We start from the raw sequence: 13,900 nt of genomic DNA on the forward strand, positions 1-13,900 counted from the left end.
GCCCCTCTACCCTCGGGACATGCATGAGTTGATCGAATCCCGCTGGAGCGCACGGGGCTACGACCCCGGCGCCTCGATCTCCGTCCACGACCTCGAGACGATCGTCGACGCCGGCCGCTGGGCGCCGACCTGGGGGCGGCTCCAGCCGGTGCGGTTCGTCGTCGGCAAGCGCGGGGACGACACCTTCGACACGCTCGTGGGCACGCTCACCCGCGGGAATGCCGGGTGGGCCCCGCGGTCGGCCGCACTCATTCTGGTCTGCACCTCCGACCGCCCCGACGACCCGAAGGAGCACACCTACGCGGCCGTCGACCTCGGACTCGCCGTGGCCCAGATGAGCCTGCAGGCCGTCGCCGTCGGCTTCAACGCACACCCCATGGCCGGGTTCGACGCGGCGGCCGCGGTCCGCGCCTTCGACATCCCGTCGGACCAGCGTCCTCTGGTGTTGCTCGCCATCGGCGTCCCGGCCGATCCGGCCACGCTGCCCGACGAGATCCGGGAGCGCGACGAACAGCCCCGGTCGCGCCTGCCGCTGAGCGAGGTCGCCTTCGCCGGGCAGTGGGGCACGCCCGCGTTCGGCGAGCGAGACTGACACCCGGCACACCGACGCGGCCCCATACGCAACATCCCCGCCGGACCGAGCGGTCCGACGGGGATGTTCTCATGTCGGCGGAAGATGCTGCGCCGCAGGGATGCTCAGCCGACGAGAGCCGGCTCCGACTCATCCTCGACGAGAGCGCCCTCCTCGCGTATCGCCTTGTCCTTGGTCTCGACGATGGCGATCGTGCAGATCACGCTGACCGCCGACAGGCCGGCGAGCAGCACGCCCACCCAAATCGCGCCGGGCCCGGCGATGAGCGGCGGGATCGCTCCGCCGAGGATGCCGGCGAGGTTGTAGCCCATCCCGGCACCGGTGTAGCGGTAGCGGGCCTCGAAGAGCTCGGGCAGGAGCGCGCCGGCGGGGCCGTAGGCGATGCCGAAGATCAGCAGCGTGCCGACGAGTCCGACGACGAACGCGAAGCCGCCGCCCAGATCGAGGATCGGGAACAGGATGAGCACCCAGGGGACGGCCACGGCGCAGGAGGTCAGGATGACCCGGCGTCGTCCGACCCGGTCGGACCACATGGCCGACGCGGCGGTCGACAGGCCGAAGATCACGGCGGCGATCATGCCGGCGCTGAGCACGAAGGTGCGCGACAGCTCGAGGCTCTTGGTGCCGTAGTTGGTCAGGAAGGCGGTGCCCATGTAGAAGAGCGAGAACAGGCTGGCGAGCGCGCCGCCGGCGATCAGGATCTCCTTCCACTGGTACCGGAAGGCATCCAGGAACGGCAGTGCGGGTTCGTTCGACGCACCTTCGAGTGCCTTGCGGCGCTGGGCCTCCCGGAAGACCGGGGTCTCGGCGACGGCGAGGCGGACCCACAGTCCGACGGCGACGAGCGCGAAGGACAGGATGAACGGGACGCGCCAGCCGTACTCGAGGAAGGCCGAGCTGGTCTCGCCCAGGGTCAGCGACGCGATCAGGAACGTCAGGCTCGACAGGAAGAAGGCGAAGGCCGGGCCGAGCTGAGGGAACATCGCGTACAGGCCGCGTTTGCCCGCAGGTGCGTATTCGGCGGTCAACAGGGTCGCGCCGGCCCATTCGCCGCCGACCGCGAAGCCCTGCAGGAAGCGCAGCACGACGAGCGTGATGGGAGCGGCGATGCCGATGCCCGACTCGGCGATGCCGAAGACGCCGGTCTCGTAGCCCGGCAGCAGGCCGATCGCGACGGTCGCGAGGCCCATGATCAGCAGGGTCCAGACGAGGGTGCGCTTGCGGCCGATGCGATCGCCGAAGTGCCCGAACAACATCGCGCCGACCGGGCGGGCGAAGAACGCGACGGCGAAGGTCGCGAACGAGGCGATGGTGCCGGTCACCTCGTCGGCGGCGGGGAAGAAGACGGTCGGGAAGACCAGGGCGGCGGCGGTGCCGTAGATGAAGAAGTCGTAGAACTCGATGGTCGTGCCGATCGAGCTGGCCGCGGCCACGCGCTTGAGGCTGGTCTTCTTCGGGGGCGCCGCCTCGGGCGGCTGCAGGGCCGGGAAGTCGGCGCTCGGTGGATCTGCGGGGGTGGTGGTCACTGGCGTCGTCCTTTGCTGGCGGTCGGCCGCTTCGGGTTTGAACGGCCGTCGTCGGGTCCGGGCTGGGGGTGGCCCGTCCATCCCCGGTCGGCGAAACCGAGCCCTCCGATGAACTCCGTCACTCGCTCGACCCGATGAGATGTAGGTCATATGGTGTGGCTCACACCAAGTCCCGACCACCCCCCCGAAGAGGGGTCACATTCGAATCTCGGAGGGTCCAGCGATACGGTTGACCTGCGATTTTGTTCCTCTTGCACCGAGGAGTACAGTCGAATGCATGCAGCGTGCACTCCTCCTCGGTTGCCGCGGCGGGGTCTGATACGACCGGCCCTCCGTCGCGGGGCCCTTTCATGCGCCGGTCACTTTCCACTCAGACACGGAGAATGACCCCGAAATGTCACCTGCAGACAACTTTTCGTCCGGCGCGAGCCGCATCGTAGAGCCCTCCGGCCCGATCCCCGCCGACCAGCCCTCCTGGAATCCGCAGCGCAATTCCGCGATGCCGGTCCACCGCTACCGGCAGTTCGCCGACGAGGTCGAGAAGATCTCACTGCCCGACCGCACCTGGCCCGACAAGGTCATCACCAAGGCGCCGCTGTGGTGCGCGGTCGACCTGCGCGACGGCAACCAGGCCCTGATCGATCCCATGAGCCCGGCCCGCAAGCGGCGCATGTTCGACCTGCTGGTCCGGATGGGCTACAAGGAGATCGAGGTCGGCTTCCCGTCGGCGAGCCAGACCGACTACGACTTCGTCCGCGAGATCATCGAGGACGACGCGATCCCCGACGACGTCACCATCCAGGTCCTGACCCAGTGCCGTCCGGAACTGATCGAGCGCACCTTCGAGGCGTGCCGTGGCGCCAAGAACGTCATCGTGCACTTCTACAACTCCACCTCGGTGCTGCAGCGCCGCGTGGTCTTCCGCGCCGACAAGCCGGCGATCGTGAAGATCGCGACCGATGCCGCGCACCTGGTCCTGGAGGAGAAGAAGAAGTACCCGGACACCAACTGGCGCTTCGAGTACTCGCCCGAGTCCTACACCGGCACCGAGCTGAGCTTCGCCAAGGAGGTCTGCGACGCGGTCACCGAGATCATCGCTCCCACCCCGGAGAACCCGATGATCATCAACCTGCCGGCCACCGTCGAGATGGCGACGCCCAACATCTACGCCGACTCGGTGGAGTGGATGCACCGCAACCTGCAGCGTCGCGACTCCATCATCCTGAGCCTGCACCCGCACAACGACCGCGGGACCGCCGTCGCCGCGGCCGAGCTGGGCTACATGGCCGGCGCGGACCGCATCGAGGGCTGCCTGTTCGGCAACGGCGAGCGCACCGGCAACGTGTGCCTGGTGACCCTGGGCCTGAACATGTTCAGCCGGGGCGTCGACCCGCAGATCAGCTTCTCCGACATCGACGAGATCCGTCGCACCGTCGAGTACTGCAACCAGCTGAACGTCCCCGAGCGGCACCCGTACGGCGGCGACCTGGTCTACACCGCGTTCTCCGGCAGCCACCAGGACGCCATCAACAAGGGCCTGGACCAGATGAAGTTCGACGCCGACGCGCAGGACGCGGACGTCGACGACATCATCTGGGCCGTCCCGTACCTGCCCATCGACCCCAAGGACGTCGGCCGCAACTACGAGGCCGTCATCCGCGTCAACAGCCAGTCCGGCAAGGGCGGCGTCGCCTACATCATGAAGGCCGACCACGGCATGAACCTGCCGCGGCGCCTGCAGATCGAGTTCAGCCGCGAGATCCAGAAGATCACCGACGGCGAGGGCGGCGAGGTCAGCCCGAAGGAGATGTGGGACGTCTTCGCCGAGAACTACCTGCACCCGATCTGGCCGCTGGAGCGCATGCGCCAGAGGGTCGACGCGGCCGAGGTCGACGGCGGCGAGGACCACATCACCGCGGTGGTGAAGGTCGAGGGCACCGAACGCGAGATCACCGGCTCGGGCAACGGCCCGCTGGCGGCCTTCGTCGACGCGCTGTCGACCATCGGCTACGACGTCCGCGTTCTCGACTACAGCGAGCACGCGCTGACCGCCGGCGGTGACGCCAGCGCCGCGGCCTACGTCGAGACCGAGGTCAACGGTGAGACCGTGTGGGGCGTCGGCATCGCGTCGTCGATCACCACCGCGAGCCTGCGGGCCGTCGTCTCGGCGGTCAACCGCGCCTACCGCGTCACCTCGGCGCCGGAGGCCGACGGCGAGGCCGCTCCGCGGACCTGGGCCCCGTAGGCCGACACCGCGACAACAACCGGTTCGATCGGGCCGGGACCGGCGACGGGCGATCCTCGTCGCGGTCCCGGCCCGTCACGTTGTGCGCTCCCGCGACGGCACGCGTGTGTCGGGCGCACAAATCGGTCATCCCTTCGACCCACAGGATGCGTGATGTGGAATACGGTGACCTCATGGCAGCCACCACACGGGAGTTGTACCTGGAGACCGGAATCAGCATTCTCGCCGATTCGGGCTACAGCGCGCTCAAGCTGTCCGAGGTCTGCGGGCGTCTCGGGGTCACCAGCGGCTCCTTCTACCACTTCTTCAAGAACTGGTCGGACTACACCGGCCAGCTCATCCAGCACTGGCTGGCCTCCCGGACCGAACTCGAGGTCGCTGCCGTCCAGGCCGTCGCCGATCCCCTGCAGCGGATGAGGGACCTCATCGAGTTCGCCGTCTCCCTCCCCCATCACGCCGAGGCGGCCATCCGCACGTGGGCCAACATGGATCCGGACGTGCGCAAGGTCCAGGAGATGGCCGACCACGCCCGCTACCAGGTCGTCTTCGACATCGCGATGGAGTTGCTCGACGACCGCGTCGCCGCCCACCGGTACTCGAGCTGGGCCAACTACGTGCTCACCGGATACTCGCAGTCCACGCTCCCGGACGATCCCGAGACCCTCACGTGGGCCGCACAGCAGTTCCTCGACTCGCTGGCGGATGCGAGCAACCGGCCTCGTCAGAGTCTGGCCCTGGCCGACGACCGACAGCAGGCGACCGTCGGCGGGTCACAGGAGTAGCCGGGAACAAAACCGGCCCCGGCGCCCTTCTCCCGATCATGAAGAAGATCGGTTTCCTGTCCTTCGGCCATTGGTCGGACTCCCCGGGCTCGCAGGTCCGGTCGGCGTCGGACTCGCTGCTGCAATCGATCGACCTGGCGGTGGCGGCCGAGGAACTCGGCGCCGACGGCGCCTATTTCCGCGTCCACCATTTCGCCCGGCAGCTCGCGTCGCCGTTTCCGCTGCTGGCGGCGATCGGCGCGAGGACGAGTCGCATCGAGATCGGCACGGGTGTCATCGACATGCGCTACGAGAACCCGCTGTACATGGCCGAGGACGCCGGCGCCGCCGATCTCATCTCCGAGGGCCGGCTGCAGCTCGGCATCTCCCGCGGGTCCCCCGAGCAGGTCATCGAGGGTTACAAGTACTTCGGGTACGTCCCGCCGGAGGGCTCCACCGACGCCGACATGGCCCGCCAGCACGCCGAGGTGTTCCTGCGTGTCATCGAGGGTGGCGGGTTCGCGCGGCCGAATCCCCGGCCCATGTTCCCCAACCCGCCGGGCCTGCTGCCGATCGAACCGCAGTCGCCCGGCCTCCGCGACCGGATCTGGTGGGGTGCCGGCACCCGCGCGACGGCGGAATGGGCCGCGGAGAAGGGCATGAACCTCATGTCGTCGACGCTGCTCACCGAGGACACCGGCGTGCCCTTCCACCAGCTGCAGGCCGAGCAGATCCAGCGGTTCCGCAAGGCATGGGTCGAGGCCGGCCATCCGCGCGAGCCGCGGGTGTCGGTGAGCCGCAGCATCTTCGCGATCGTCGACGACCGGGACCGCGCCTACTTCGGTCGCGGCGGCCAGGAGTCCGACCAGGTCGGCATCATCGACAACTCGGTCGCGCGGTTCGGCCGCAGCTACGCCGACGAGCCGGACAAGCTCATCGAGCAACTGCGGGAAGACGAGGCCATCGCCGCGGCCGACACCCTGCTGCTGACGGTCCCCAACCAACTCGGTGTGGAATACAACGCGCACGTGATCGAGTCGATCCTCACCCACGTCGCACCGGCCCTCGGCTGGCGCTGACGCGTGCTCTCGACGAAACCGCCACGAGAACGCCACCGGCTCCCATAACCTCACGACGACATCAATGTCCGCCCGTCAGAGGAGAGCCCGCCCATGCCCGAGGTCATCGTCGTCGCCACCATCTCCCCCAAGCCCGGCGAGGAGCAGGCGGTCCGCGACGCCGTGCTCGCCGCGATCCCGAAGGTGCACGACGAGCCCGGTTGCGTGAAGTACGCGTTGCACGAGGCGACCGGGGACTCGACCGATCTCGTGATGATCGAGCGGTGGGAATCCCTCGAGGCGCTCGGCGCGCACAGCAAGGCGCCGGCGCTCGCCGAACTCGGCAAGGCCCTCGCCCCCCTGCTCGCCGGACCGCTCGACGTGAAGACCTTCACCGCGGTCCCCGCCGGCGATCCCGCCAAGGGCGCGATCTAGGACACCCGAGCCTCTCCGCCCTGATCCGTGGCGGTGTTGCATCCGCGGGCGACGGCATGCTAAACCGTATAACGATCGTTAGATAAGTGATGGGCGCCATGCCGTGCCCGGTCACGTTCGCGACGACACACGACGCCCGCCTGCGACGTGTCTCGGCCGCGACCGCCGACATCGCACTCGAGAGGAACCCATGCCCGTAGCGGCAGTCGTCGACCCCGCCCGCCCCACGGTCGGCACGCCCGGAACCGGCGCGTCCGGGTCGGGGCCCGTCGGACCGCTCGCCCCCGTCACCGCCACCGACCGTGGCTGAGGCAGGCAAGGGCGCCGCACCACGGCGGTTCACGATCGACACCGAGGGCGTGGACTGGCGACGGCGCGAACCCGTCCCGCTCCCGCCCACCCTCGTGGCCGCCAAGCGCGCGTTCTACGAGCGCGGCTTCCACGGAACCTCCATCCGCGACATCGCGTCGCGCGCCGGCGTCTCCCTGCCGACCCTCTACTACCACCACGACAACAAGCTCGGCATTCTCGTCGAACTCCTCGAAGCGGCGATGACCTCGGTCCTCGCCTGGGTGGGAGCCGCCATCGAGGCCGGCGACACGCCGTCGGAGAAGCTCTCCAACGCCATCGAATCCATCGTCCTGCACATGACGAGCGACCTCGAACTGGCAAGCGTCGCACACGAATTCCGCCATCTCGCAGCCGACGACCCGCGCCGCGAGAACTACGTCGCGATGCGCACGGAGACCGAGAACATGCTCGCCGAGGTCATCGAGGCGGGCCGCGAGTCGGGCGAGTTCCGGTTCGACGAGGACATCAAGGACGTGCTGCGGTACCTGTTCGGCGCCTGCCAGGCGGTCACGACCTGGTACCGCCCTTCCGGTGCCCGCACCCCCGCCGAGGTCGCCCGGTCCTACGCACTGATCTCGCTGCGTGTCGTGGGCGCGCAGAACGTCGACCACCTCGGCGACACCCAGGCCACCGACAACGACTCCAACGACAGCAACCGAAGCCTGAAGGAAAGGAAGCAGCCATGAAACGCGCCATCTTCGAAGAAGAGCACGAAGCCCTCCGGGAAACCGCTCGCCAGTTCCTGATCCGTGAGTGCCTGCCGCACAACGAGGAATGGACCGCAGCGGGCATCGTCGACCGCGAGGTCTACAAGAAGGCCGGCGACGCCGGTCTCCTCGGCTTCAACATCCCCGAGGAGTACGGCGGCGGCGGCGCGATGAACGACTTCCGCTTCAACGCGGTCGTCGTCGAGGAGTTCGCCAAGTTCGACGGCGCATCGCCCGGCCTGAGCCTCCAGAACGACGTCGTCGCACCGTATTTCGTGCACCTCGCCAACGAAGAGCAGAAGAAGCGCTGGATGCCGGGCATCGCCACGGGCGAGACCATCCTCGCCGTCGCGATGACCGAGCCGGGCGCCGGCTCCGACCTCGCCGGCATCAAGACCTCGGCGAAGCTCGAGGGCGACCACTACGTCCTCAACGGCAACAAGACCTTCATCTCCTCGGGCATCAACGCCGACCTCGTGGTGGTCGTCTGCCGCACCAACCCGGATCCCGCGGCCGGTCACAAGGCGTTCTCGCTGCTGGTCGTCGAGCGCGGCATGGAGGGCTTCGAGCGCGGCCGCAAGCTCGACAAGATGGGCCTGCGCGCACAGGACACCGCCGAGCTGCACTTCAACAACGTGCGCGTGCCGGTCGAGAACCTGCTCGGCCAGGAGGGCATGGGCTTCTACCACCTCATGCAGAACCTCCCCTCCGAGCGCCTGTCGATCGGCATCGGCGCCATCGCCGGCGCCCGCGCGGTCTTCGAGGAGACCGTCCAGTACTGCAAGGACCGCAAGGCATTCGGCCGCCCGATCGGCACCTTCCAGGCCAACCGCTTCACCATCGCCGAGATGGCCACCGAGCTCGACATCGCCGAGATCTACATCGACCGCTGCCTACAGGGCGTGCTCGACGGTGAGCTCGACGCCGTCGACGCGTCCAAGAACAAGTGGTGGTGCACCGAGCTCGCCAAGCGCGTCATCGACAGCTGCCTGCAGTTGCACGGCGGCTACGGCTACATGAACGAGTACCGGGTCGCCCGCGCCTACAAGGATGCCCGCATCCAGACGATCTTCGGCGGCACCACCGAGATCATGAAGGACATCGTGGGCAAGAGCCTCGGCTTCTGACCCGCTCTCTCACGGGGTTCACGAAAGGGCCGTCGGTTCACGCGAAATGCGTGGGCCGGCGGCCCTTGTCGTTCAGGAGTGCTCCGCTGCCGCCGCCGCGATCTGCTCGACGACCCGCTCGACCACGGTGCGCGACCTGGGCCTCGACAGCGCCTCGTAGACGCGGGCGGCCCGAACCCCTTTGAGTTCCAGGCGTTTCACCGCCGGGTGCCGCACCGCGAAGCGCGGCATCAGAGCGATACCGTGCCCGCCGGCGACGAGCGCCTCGATGGTGGTGAAGTCGAGCATCCGCTGCGTCACCCTCGGCGCGACCCCGGTCACCGCCGAGATCGACTGCAGCACATCGTCGACGGGGAATCCGCCCTCGACGCTGATCCAGTCGTGCTCGGCGAGTTCGGACACCGTGACCCGATCCGACGCGCCCAACGGGCTGTCGAGGGGCACGATGACGTCGACCGGTTCGCGCATCAGCTCGGTGACCCGCACCCGCGAGTGGTTGACCGCGGGAGTCCGCTCGTCGCGGTGGGTCACCACGATGTCGAAGTCCGCGAGCGCCGGCGCGGCGTCGGCATAACCGACGTCGAGGTGGAACGCGTCCACCTCGATTCCCGCGAGTGCGGCCCGATCGAGGACGCTGGGCAGCAGCAGGGTCGACCCGGACGGGAACATCGCCAGCCGCACGCGGGCCTTGCCCGACCGGTACGACGCCATCTCCTCCTGCGCACGTTCCACCGCTGCGATGACCTCGTCTGCCCGCAGCACCAGGGCATGCCCGGCCTCGGTGAGCCGCAGGCCACGGCCGTCGGGTTCGAACAGCGGCACTCCCGCCTCGTCGGCGAGCACCTTCATCTGCTGCGAGACCGCCGAGGGCGTCATGTGCAGCGCCTCGGCGACCGCGCCGATGGACCCGCGGTCGGCGAACTCGCGCAGCAGACGCAGTCGGCGCACCTCCATGGAGGTCAAGGTACCCGGCGAACCCGCCAGGGGCCCTTTGTGCCAGAACAGCGCTGCGATCGTGCCGCTCGCTCGTGGCGCTGCGATCAGGGGCCGCGCCCGGGCTACGGTGTCGCGCGTTGTCTCCCGAGAGAGTGAGGACCGTGATGACGAGCGAGGCGTCGACCACCCCGCAGACGGCCCGGGTGGGCATGCGGGGCAGTATCGAGCCCTGGTTCAGCGCCTATGCACTCGCCGGGTTGCTCGTGAACGGCATTGTGCCGCTGCTCATCCCGCTGACCGTGACCTCACGGGGCACGGTGGCGGTCGCCGCCGCGCTCGCCGCGTTCTTCGGCGGCCAGCTCTTCGCGCCGGTGATCGGGAAGATCGCCGACCGCACCGGCAGACAGCGGACGATCTTTCTCGGGTCATTCCCCCTGATGGGTGTCGCGGCCATCGGGTTCGGCTTGTCCGACGGACTCCTCGGCTGGTGTGTCGCGGCCGTGGTCGCCGGTGCCACCGCGGGAGCCGTGCAGACCCTGGGCAGCGTGTTCATCACCGAGGGCCATCCGGAGGACGAGTGGGACGAGCGCATCGGATGGTTCCGCTTCGTGTTCGGCATGGGCCAGGTGTCGGGACTGGCGATCGGAGCGGTGTTCGCCGACGGCCATGTCCACACCGGCTGGTACGTCGCAGGTGTCGTGATCATCTTCGGCACCCTGCTGGGCCGGCTACGCCTCCCCCACCTGGCGTCCGCAGGCTCCGACCCCGCCCGCCCCGACTCCGCACTGCCGACGCCGGGCGGCCTGCGTCGCGAACTGCGGGGACCGTTCGGCCGGTTCCTCGCATCGTGGTTCCTGGCGATGACCGCCGTACAGACCTTCCTGAACGTGATGCCGCTGGTGATGAAGGACGCCTTCGCCGTGTCGTCGTCGCACACCGCGTCCTGGTACCTGCTGGCCTCGGTCGTCGGAGCCTGCCTGTATCCCGTGTGCGGGCGCCTCGCGGACCGGTACGGCTGCGGTTGGGTCCTGCGCACGGGTCTGCTGATCACGCTGACCGGCCTGGCGGTGATGACGGCCGCCTGGATCTGGCACCCGTCGGGAGACTCCTGGATCGGCATCGCCGGGCTCATACTGGTGGCGTTGGGCTACCCGTTCGACTACATCGGCGCGACCAAGATGGCCGCCGACCTCACCCTCGACGGCCAGGGGTCCGCGATGGGACTGTTCAACAGCGCGGTGGCCGCGGGCGCGATCGTCGGCGCGACGGTCCCGTCGTCCCTCGCCGCGAGGTTCGGCTACGGCTCGCTGCTGCCGCTGGCGGCCGGGCTGATCGTTGCCGCCCTGCTGGTCGGGTGGGGTGTTCTCGCGCGAGAGGCATACAAGCCGGCCTGAGTGCCCGGCCGGGCTGGACCCGCCGGACACCGCGCGGATTCGGAATCAACAGAACGGTCATGGAATGCCGGGGCGTCGGAAATGGTTGTGCCGACCATGGCATCACATGACGTAACCCTGGAAACCTTCGAAGAGACCGTCACGAAGGACGGCATCGTGCTGCTCGACTTCTGGGCGAGCTGGTGCGGTCCGTGCCGCATGTTCGGCCCGGTCTTCGAGAAGGCTTCCGAGGAACATTCCGACATCTTCTTCGGCAAGGTGGACACCGAGGAGCAGCAACAGCTCGCCGGCAGCCTGGGCATCCAGTCGATCCCGACCCTGATGGCGTTCCGCGACGGGATCCTGGTGTTCAACCAGCCGGGCGCGCTGCCCCCGGCCCAGCTCGAGGAACTCATCAGTGCGGTCGAGGGCCTCGACATGGACGACGTGCGCGCCAAGGTCGCCGCCGCTCAGCAACAGTGATGCCGCCGGAGCCGTCGCTGTAGGGCACCCATCTCTGTAGGAGAACTTCAGCAAGGCTTCGATTAAATTCGATTGTCCTTCATCGTCGTGACCTCGACGATGAAGGACATGTCCTCTCGTGACCGGTTGCTCGCGCTCGGCGTGGTGTTCTTGTGGGGACTCAACTTCGTGGCGATCCACCTCGCCCTCGAACACTTCCCTCCCCTGTTCCTCGCCGCCCTGCGCTTCGCCGTCATGGCGCTCCCGGTCATCGCCTTCGTCCGATTCCCGAAGGTCCGCCTGAAGTGGTTCCTGCTGTACGTGGCCGGATTCGGCACCGTGCAGTTCATCTGCCTCTTCCTGGCGATGGACCTCGGGATGCCGGCAGGCCTGGCCTCGTTGGTCCTGCAGACCTCGGCCCCCTTCACCGTCGTCCTCGGCGTGCTGTTCCTCCGTGAGCGGATGACGCTGCTCCAGGTCCTGGGGCTCCTCGTCGCCGTGGCCGGGATGGGCGTCATCGCCTGGGATCGCGCCACCGGCAGCGGCATCGGCGCGGCAGCGCTCATCCCGATCGGGCTGACCGTCCTCGGCGGATTGAGTTGGGCGATCGGCAACATCGGCGGCCGCCTCGCGCAGCCCGACGACTCGTTCCGCATGACCCTGTGGATGGCCGTCGTCGCGGGTCCGCCCCTCTATGTCGTGAGCCTCATCGTCGAGGGCCCGACCGCAGGCATCGACGCCCTCATGACCATCGGCACCGAGACGGGCCTGCGCGCGCTCGGCGGACTGATCTATCTCGCCGTCCTCGGCACGCTGGTGGGCGCGGGCCTGTGGACGCTCCTGCTCAGCCGCAACGACGCCAGCCGCGTCTCCCCGATGTCGCTGTTGGTGCCCGTCGTCGGCATCTCGGCGTCGTTCGTCTTCCTCGACGAGGTACCCACCGTCGGGGAGATCATCGGCGCGACCGTCGTCGTGGTCGGCTGCGCGGTCGGCGTGATGGCGCGCCCGCGCTCACGTCCGCGGGTGCGTCCGACCCCGGTCCCACAGGCCACCGGGCCCGAACCCGTCACCGGACCAGACCGGGGAGGGCGGGCCGACGGGGAGACCGCGCCCCGGCCCGCGGCGCGCTCGGCGTGCCCCTGACCCCCGGTGCTCTCCGCTCCGTGTGTTCCGGTCCTACGTGCCCCGACTCGGCCGACTGTTCCCCTACTGCGCGGCGGTGACGGCGTCGCGCACGGCCGCGCACATCCGGTCGACGGCCGCCCGCGCGTCGGGGCTGATGAGGGTCATGTTCGCGAAGCCGTGGATCAGCGAGCCCTCGCGCTGCACGGTGACCGGGACACCGGCCTCCTTCAGCCGCTCGGCGTAGGCCAGGCCCTCGTCACGCAGCGGGTCGAAGCCCGCGACGACGACGTGCGCCGGCGCCAGACCGCTCAGGTCGTCGGCCAGCAGCGGCGAGCACCGCGGGTCGGTGCGCTGGGCGAGGTCGGGGACGTAGTGGTCGCTGAACCACGTCATCCGCTCCTCGGTGAGGAAGAAGCCCGACGGGAACTCCCGGCGCGAGGCGCTCTTCTTCGACAGGTCCGTCACCGGGTAGATCAGCAGCTGCAGCAGCGGGGCGATGTCCTCGCCGCGCACCTCGCGCGCCAGCACGGTGGCGAGATTGCCCCCGGCGCTGTCCCCCGAGACGACGATGCGCCGCGGGTCGACGCCCCAGCGCGGCGCCGCGTCGACGACGAATCGCCACGCCGCGACCGCATCCTCCACCGCGGCCGGGAACGGGTTCTCCGGGGCCAGCCGGTATTCGACGGAGACGACGTCGAGGCCGGTGTCGTGCGCCAGGCGACGCACGAAGCCGTCGTGGCTGATGCGGCTGCCGATGACCCAGCCACCGCCGTGGAAGTAGAGGAGGATGCCTCGCGAGGAGGTCTTCGACCGGTACCTCGTGGCCCTCAGTTCGCCACCGGGGCCGTCGAAGACCAGGTCCTCCTCGGCCGCCATGGGCGGGAGGTCCTCGGCGAGGCCTGCGGCCGAATCGTCGATCTGCTTGCGGGACTCGGCGACGTCGTCGTTGCCCAGGCCGACGCCCGGCACGTGCTCGGCGGCCCAGCCCACGGCGAACATCTCGGGGGCGAGTCGCTCGCCGTCGGAGTTGGTGGGGGCCCACCGGCCGGCCAGTGCCAGGACACCCGGCGGGATCTTCGACGCCCCGCGCATGAGGCCGGCCTGGAGTCGAGCGGGCAGGGACAGTGTCTGATGCGTGTCGCGGCTCACATCCGCAGAGCCTACTTGCTGGTCGGCAGCCGCCACGAGCAACCCGGCGTGCG

General features: G+C 69.1%; 13 protein-coding genes. 10 read left to right on the forward strand and 3 right to left on the reverse strand.

The window, feature by feature from the left end:
* Positions 1-19 precede the first annotated feature (19 nt).
* Positions 20-592 carry a nitroreductase family protein gene (locus tag GP2_RS16220; protein WP_006901618.1) on the forward strand — a complete coding sequence of 191 codons (573 nt, stop codon included), beginning with the start codon at positions 20-22 and terminating at the stop codon, positions 590-592.
* 104 nt (positions 593-696) lie between these two features.
* Here GP2_RS16220 and GP2_RS16225 read toward each other — a convergent pair whose 3' ends face one another.
* Positions 697-2,118: an MFS transporter gene (locus tag GP2_RS16225; RefSeq protein ID WP_006901619.1), complete on the reverse strand. Its 1,422-nt coding sequence runs from the start codon at positions 2,116-2,118 to the stop codon at positions 697-699.
* A 394-nt stretch (positions 2,119-2,512) separates the two neighbouring features.
* Between GP2_RS16225 and leuA the strand changes: the two genes are divergently transcribed.
* The 6 genes from leuA (at position 2,513) to GP2_RS16255 (ending at position 8,802) form a co-directional block, all read left to right on the forward strand.
* Positions 2,513-4,363: a 2-isopropylmalate synthase gene (gene leuA / locus GP2_RS16230; protein ID WP_006901620.1), complete on the forward strand. Its 1,851-nt coding sequence runs from the start codon at positions 2,513-2,515 to the stop codon at positions 4,361-4,363.
* A 173-nt stretch (positions 4,364-4,536) separates the two neighbouring features.
* Entirely contained in the window at positions 4,537-5,145 is a 609-nt protein-coding gene (locus GP2_RS16235) for a TetR/AcrR family transcriptional regulator (protein WP_247603261.1), read from the forward strand.
* Between the two features lie 38 nt (positions 5,146-5,183).
* Positions 5,184-6,203 carry an LLM class flavin-dependent oxidoreductase gene (locus GP2_RS16240; protein WP_006901622.1) on the forward strand — a complete coding sequence of 340 codons (1,020 nt, stop codon included), beginning with the start codon at positions 5,184-5,186 and terminating at the stop codon, positions 6,201-6,203.
* Between the two features lie 93 nt (positions 6,204-6,296).
* Positions 6,297-6,617 carry a putative quinol monooxygenase gene (locus GP2_RS16245; RefSeq protein ID WP_006901623.1) on the forward strand — a complete coding sequence of 107 codons (321 nt, stop codon included), beginning with the start codon at positions 6,297-6,299 and terminating at the stop codon, positions 6,615-6,617.
* Positions 6,618-6,919: 302 nt separating this feature from the next.
* A complete protein-coding gene (locus GP2_RS16250) occupies positions 6,920-7,654 on the forward strand; it encodes a TetR/AcrR family transcriptional regulator (RefSeq protein ID WP_006901624.1) in 735 nt (244 codons plus the stop codon).
* Positions 7,651-8,802, forward strand: coding sequence for an acyl-CoA dehydrogenase family protein (locus tag GP2_RS16255; protein ID WP_006901625.1), 1,152 nt, complete (start codon positions 7,651-7,653; stop codon positions 8,800-8,802). The genes GP2_RS16250 and GP2_RS16255 overlap by 4 nt, the downstream gene beginning before the upstream one ends.
* A 72-nt stretch (positions 8,803-8,874) precedes the next feature.
* On the opposite strand, the gene GP2_RS16260 is transcribed toward GP2_RS16255, so the two are convergent.
* Entirely contained in the window at positions 8,875-9,756 is an 882-nt protein-coding gene (locus tag GP2_RS16260; protein WP_006901626.1) for a LysR family transcriptional regulator, read from the reverse strand.
* A gap of 146 nt (positions 9,757-9,902) precedes the next feature.
* Between GP2_RS16260 and GP2_RS16265 the strand changes: the two genes are divergently transcribed.
* The 3 genes from GP2_RS16265 (at position 9,903) to GP2_RS16275 (ending at position 12,716) form a co-directional block, all read left to right on the forward strand.
* Positions 9,903-11,132, forward strand: coding sequence for an MFS transporter (locus GP2_RS16265; RefSeq protein WP_006901627.1), 1,230 nt, complete (start codon positions 9,903-9,905; stop codon positions 11,130-11,132).
* Positions 11,133-11,228: 96 nt separating this feature from the next.
* The gene (gene trxA / locus GP2_RS16270) at positions 11,229-11,594 is read left to right on the forward strand and encodes a thioredoxin (protein WP_006901628.1); all 366 of its coding nucleotides are present in this window, start codon (positions 11,229-11,231) and stop codon (positions 11,592-11,594) included.
* Positions 11,595-11,702: 108 nt separating this feature from the next.
* A complete protein-coding gene (locus tag GP2_RS16275) occupies positions 11,703-12,716 on the forward strand; it encodes an EamA family transporter (protein WP_051997250.1) in 1,014 nt (337 codons plus the stop codon).
* 63 nt (positions 12,717-12,779) lie between these two features.
* On the opposite strand, the gene GP2_RS16280 is transcribed toward GP2_RS16275, so the two are convergent.
* Positions 12,780-13,847, reverse strand: a complete 1,068-nt coding sequence (locus tag GP2_RS16280) for an alpha/beta hydrolase (protein ID WP_006901630.1) — start codon at positions 13,845-13,847, stop codon at positions 12,780-12,782.
* Positions 13,848-13,900 lie beyond the last annotated feature (53 nt).

Origin of the sequence: Gordonia paraffinivorans NBRC 108238, assembly GCF_000344155.1 — a bacterium.
In the GTDB taxonomy this organism is placed as follows: domain Bacteria; phylum Actinomycetota; class Actinomycetes; order Mycobacteriales; family Mycobacteriaceae; genus Gordonia; species Gordonia paraffinivorans.

What these genes read in the sequence shown, in the direction of transcription:
- leuA (WP_006901620.1), top strand. Translation starts at nt 2,513, where the DNA reads ATGTCACCTGCAGACAACTTTTCGTCCGGCGCGAGCCGCATCGTAGAG.
- GP2_RS16240 (WP_006901622.1), top strand. Translation starts at nt 5,184, where the DNA reads ATGAAGAAGATCGGTTTCCTGTCCTTCGGCCATTGGTCGGACTCCCCG.
- trxA (WP_006901628.1), top strand. Translation starts at nt 11,229, where the DNA reads ATGGCATCACATGACGTAACCCTGGAAACCTTCGAAGAGACCGTCACG.
- GP2_RS16265 (WP_006901627.1), top strand. Translation starts at nt 9,903, where the DNA reads ATGACGAGCGAGGCGTCGACCACCCCGCAGACGGCCCGGGTGGGCATG.
- GP2_RS16245 (WP_006901623.1), top strand. Translation starts at nt 6,297, where the DNA reads ATGCCCGAGGTCATCGTCGTCGCCACCATCTCCCCCAAGCCCGGCGAG.
- GP2_RS16260 (WP_006901626.1), bottom strand. Translation starts at nt 9,756, where the DNA reads ATGGAGGTGCGCCGACTGCGTCTGCTGCGCGAGTTCGCCGACCGCGGG.
- GP2_RS16255 (WP_006901625.1), top strand. Translation starts at nt 7,651, where the DNA reads ATGAAACGCGCCATCTTCGAAGAAGAGCACGAAGCCCTCCGGGAAACC.
- GP2_RS16220 (WP_006901618.1), top strand. Translation starts at nt 20, where the DNA reads ATGCATGAGTTGATCGAATCCCGCTGGAGCGCACGGGGCTACGACCCC.
- GP2_RS16235 (WP_247603261.1), top strand. Translation starts at nt 4,537, where the DNA reads ATGGCAGCCACCACACGGGAGTTGTACCTGGAGACCGGAATCAGCATT.
- GP2_RS16275 (WP_051997250.1), top strand. Translation starts at nt 11,703, where the DNA reads ATGTCCTCTCGTGACCGGTTGCTCGCGCTCGGCGTGGTGTTCTTGTGG.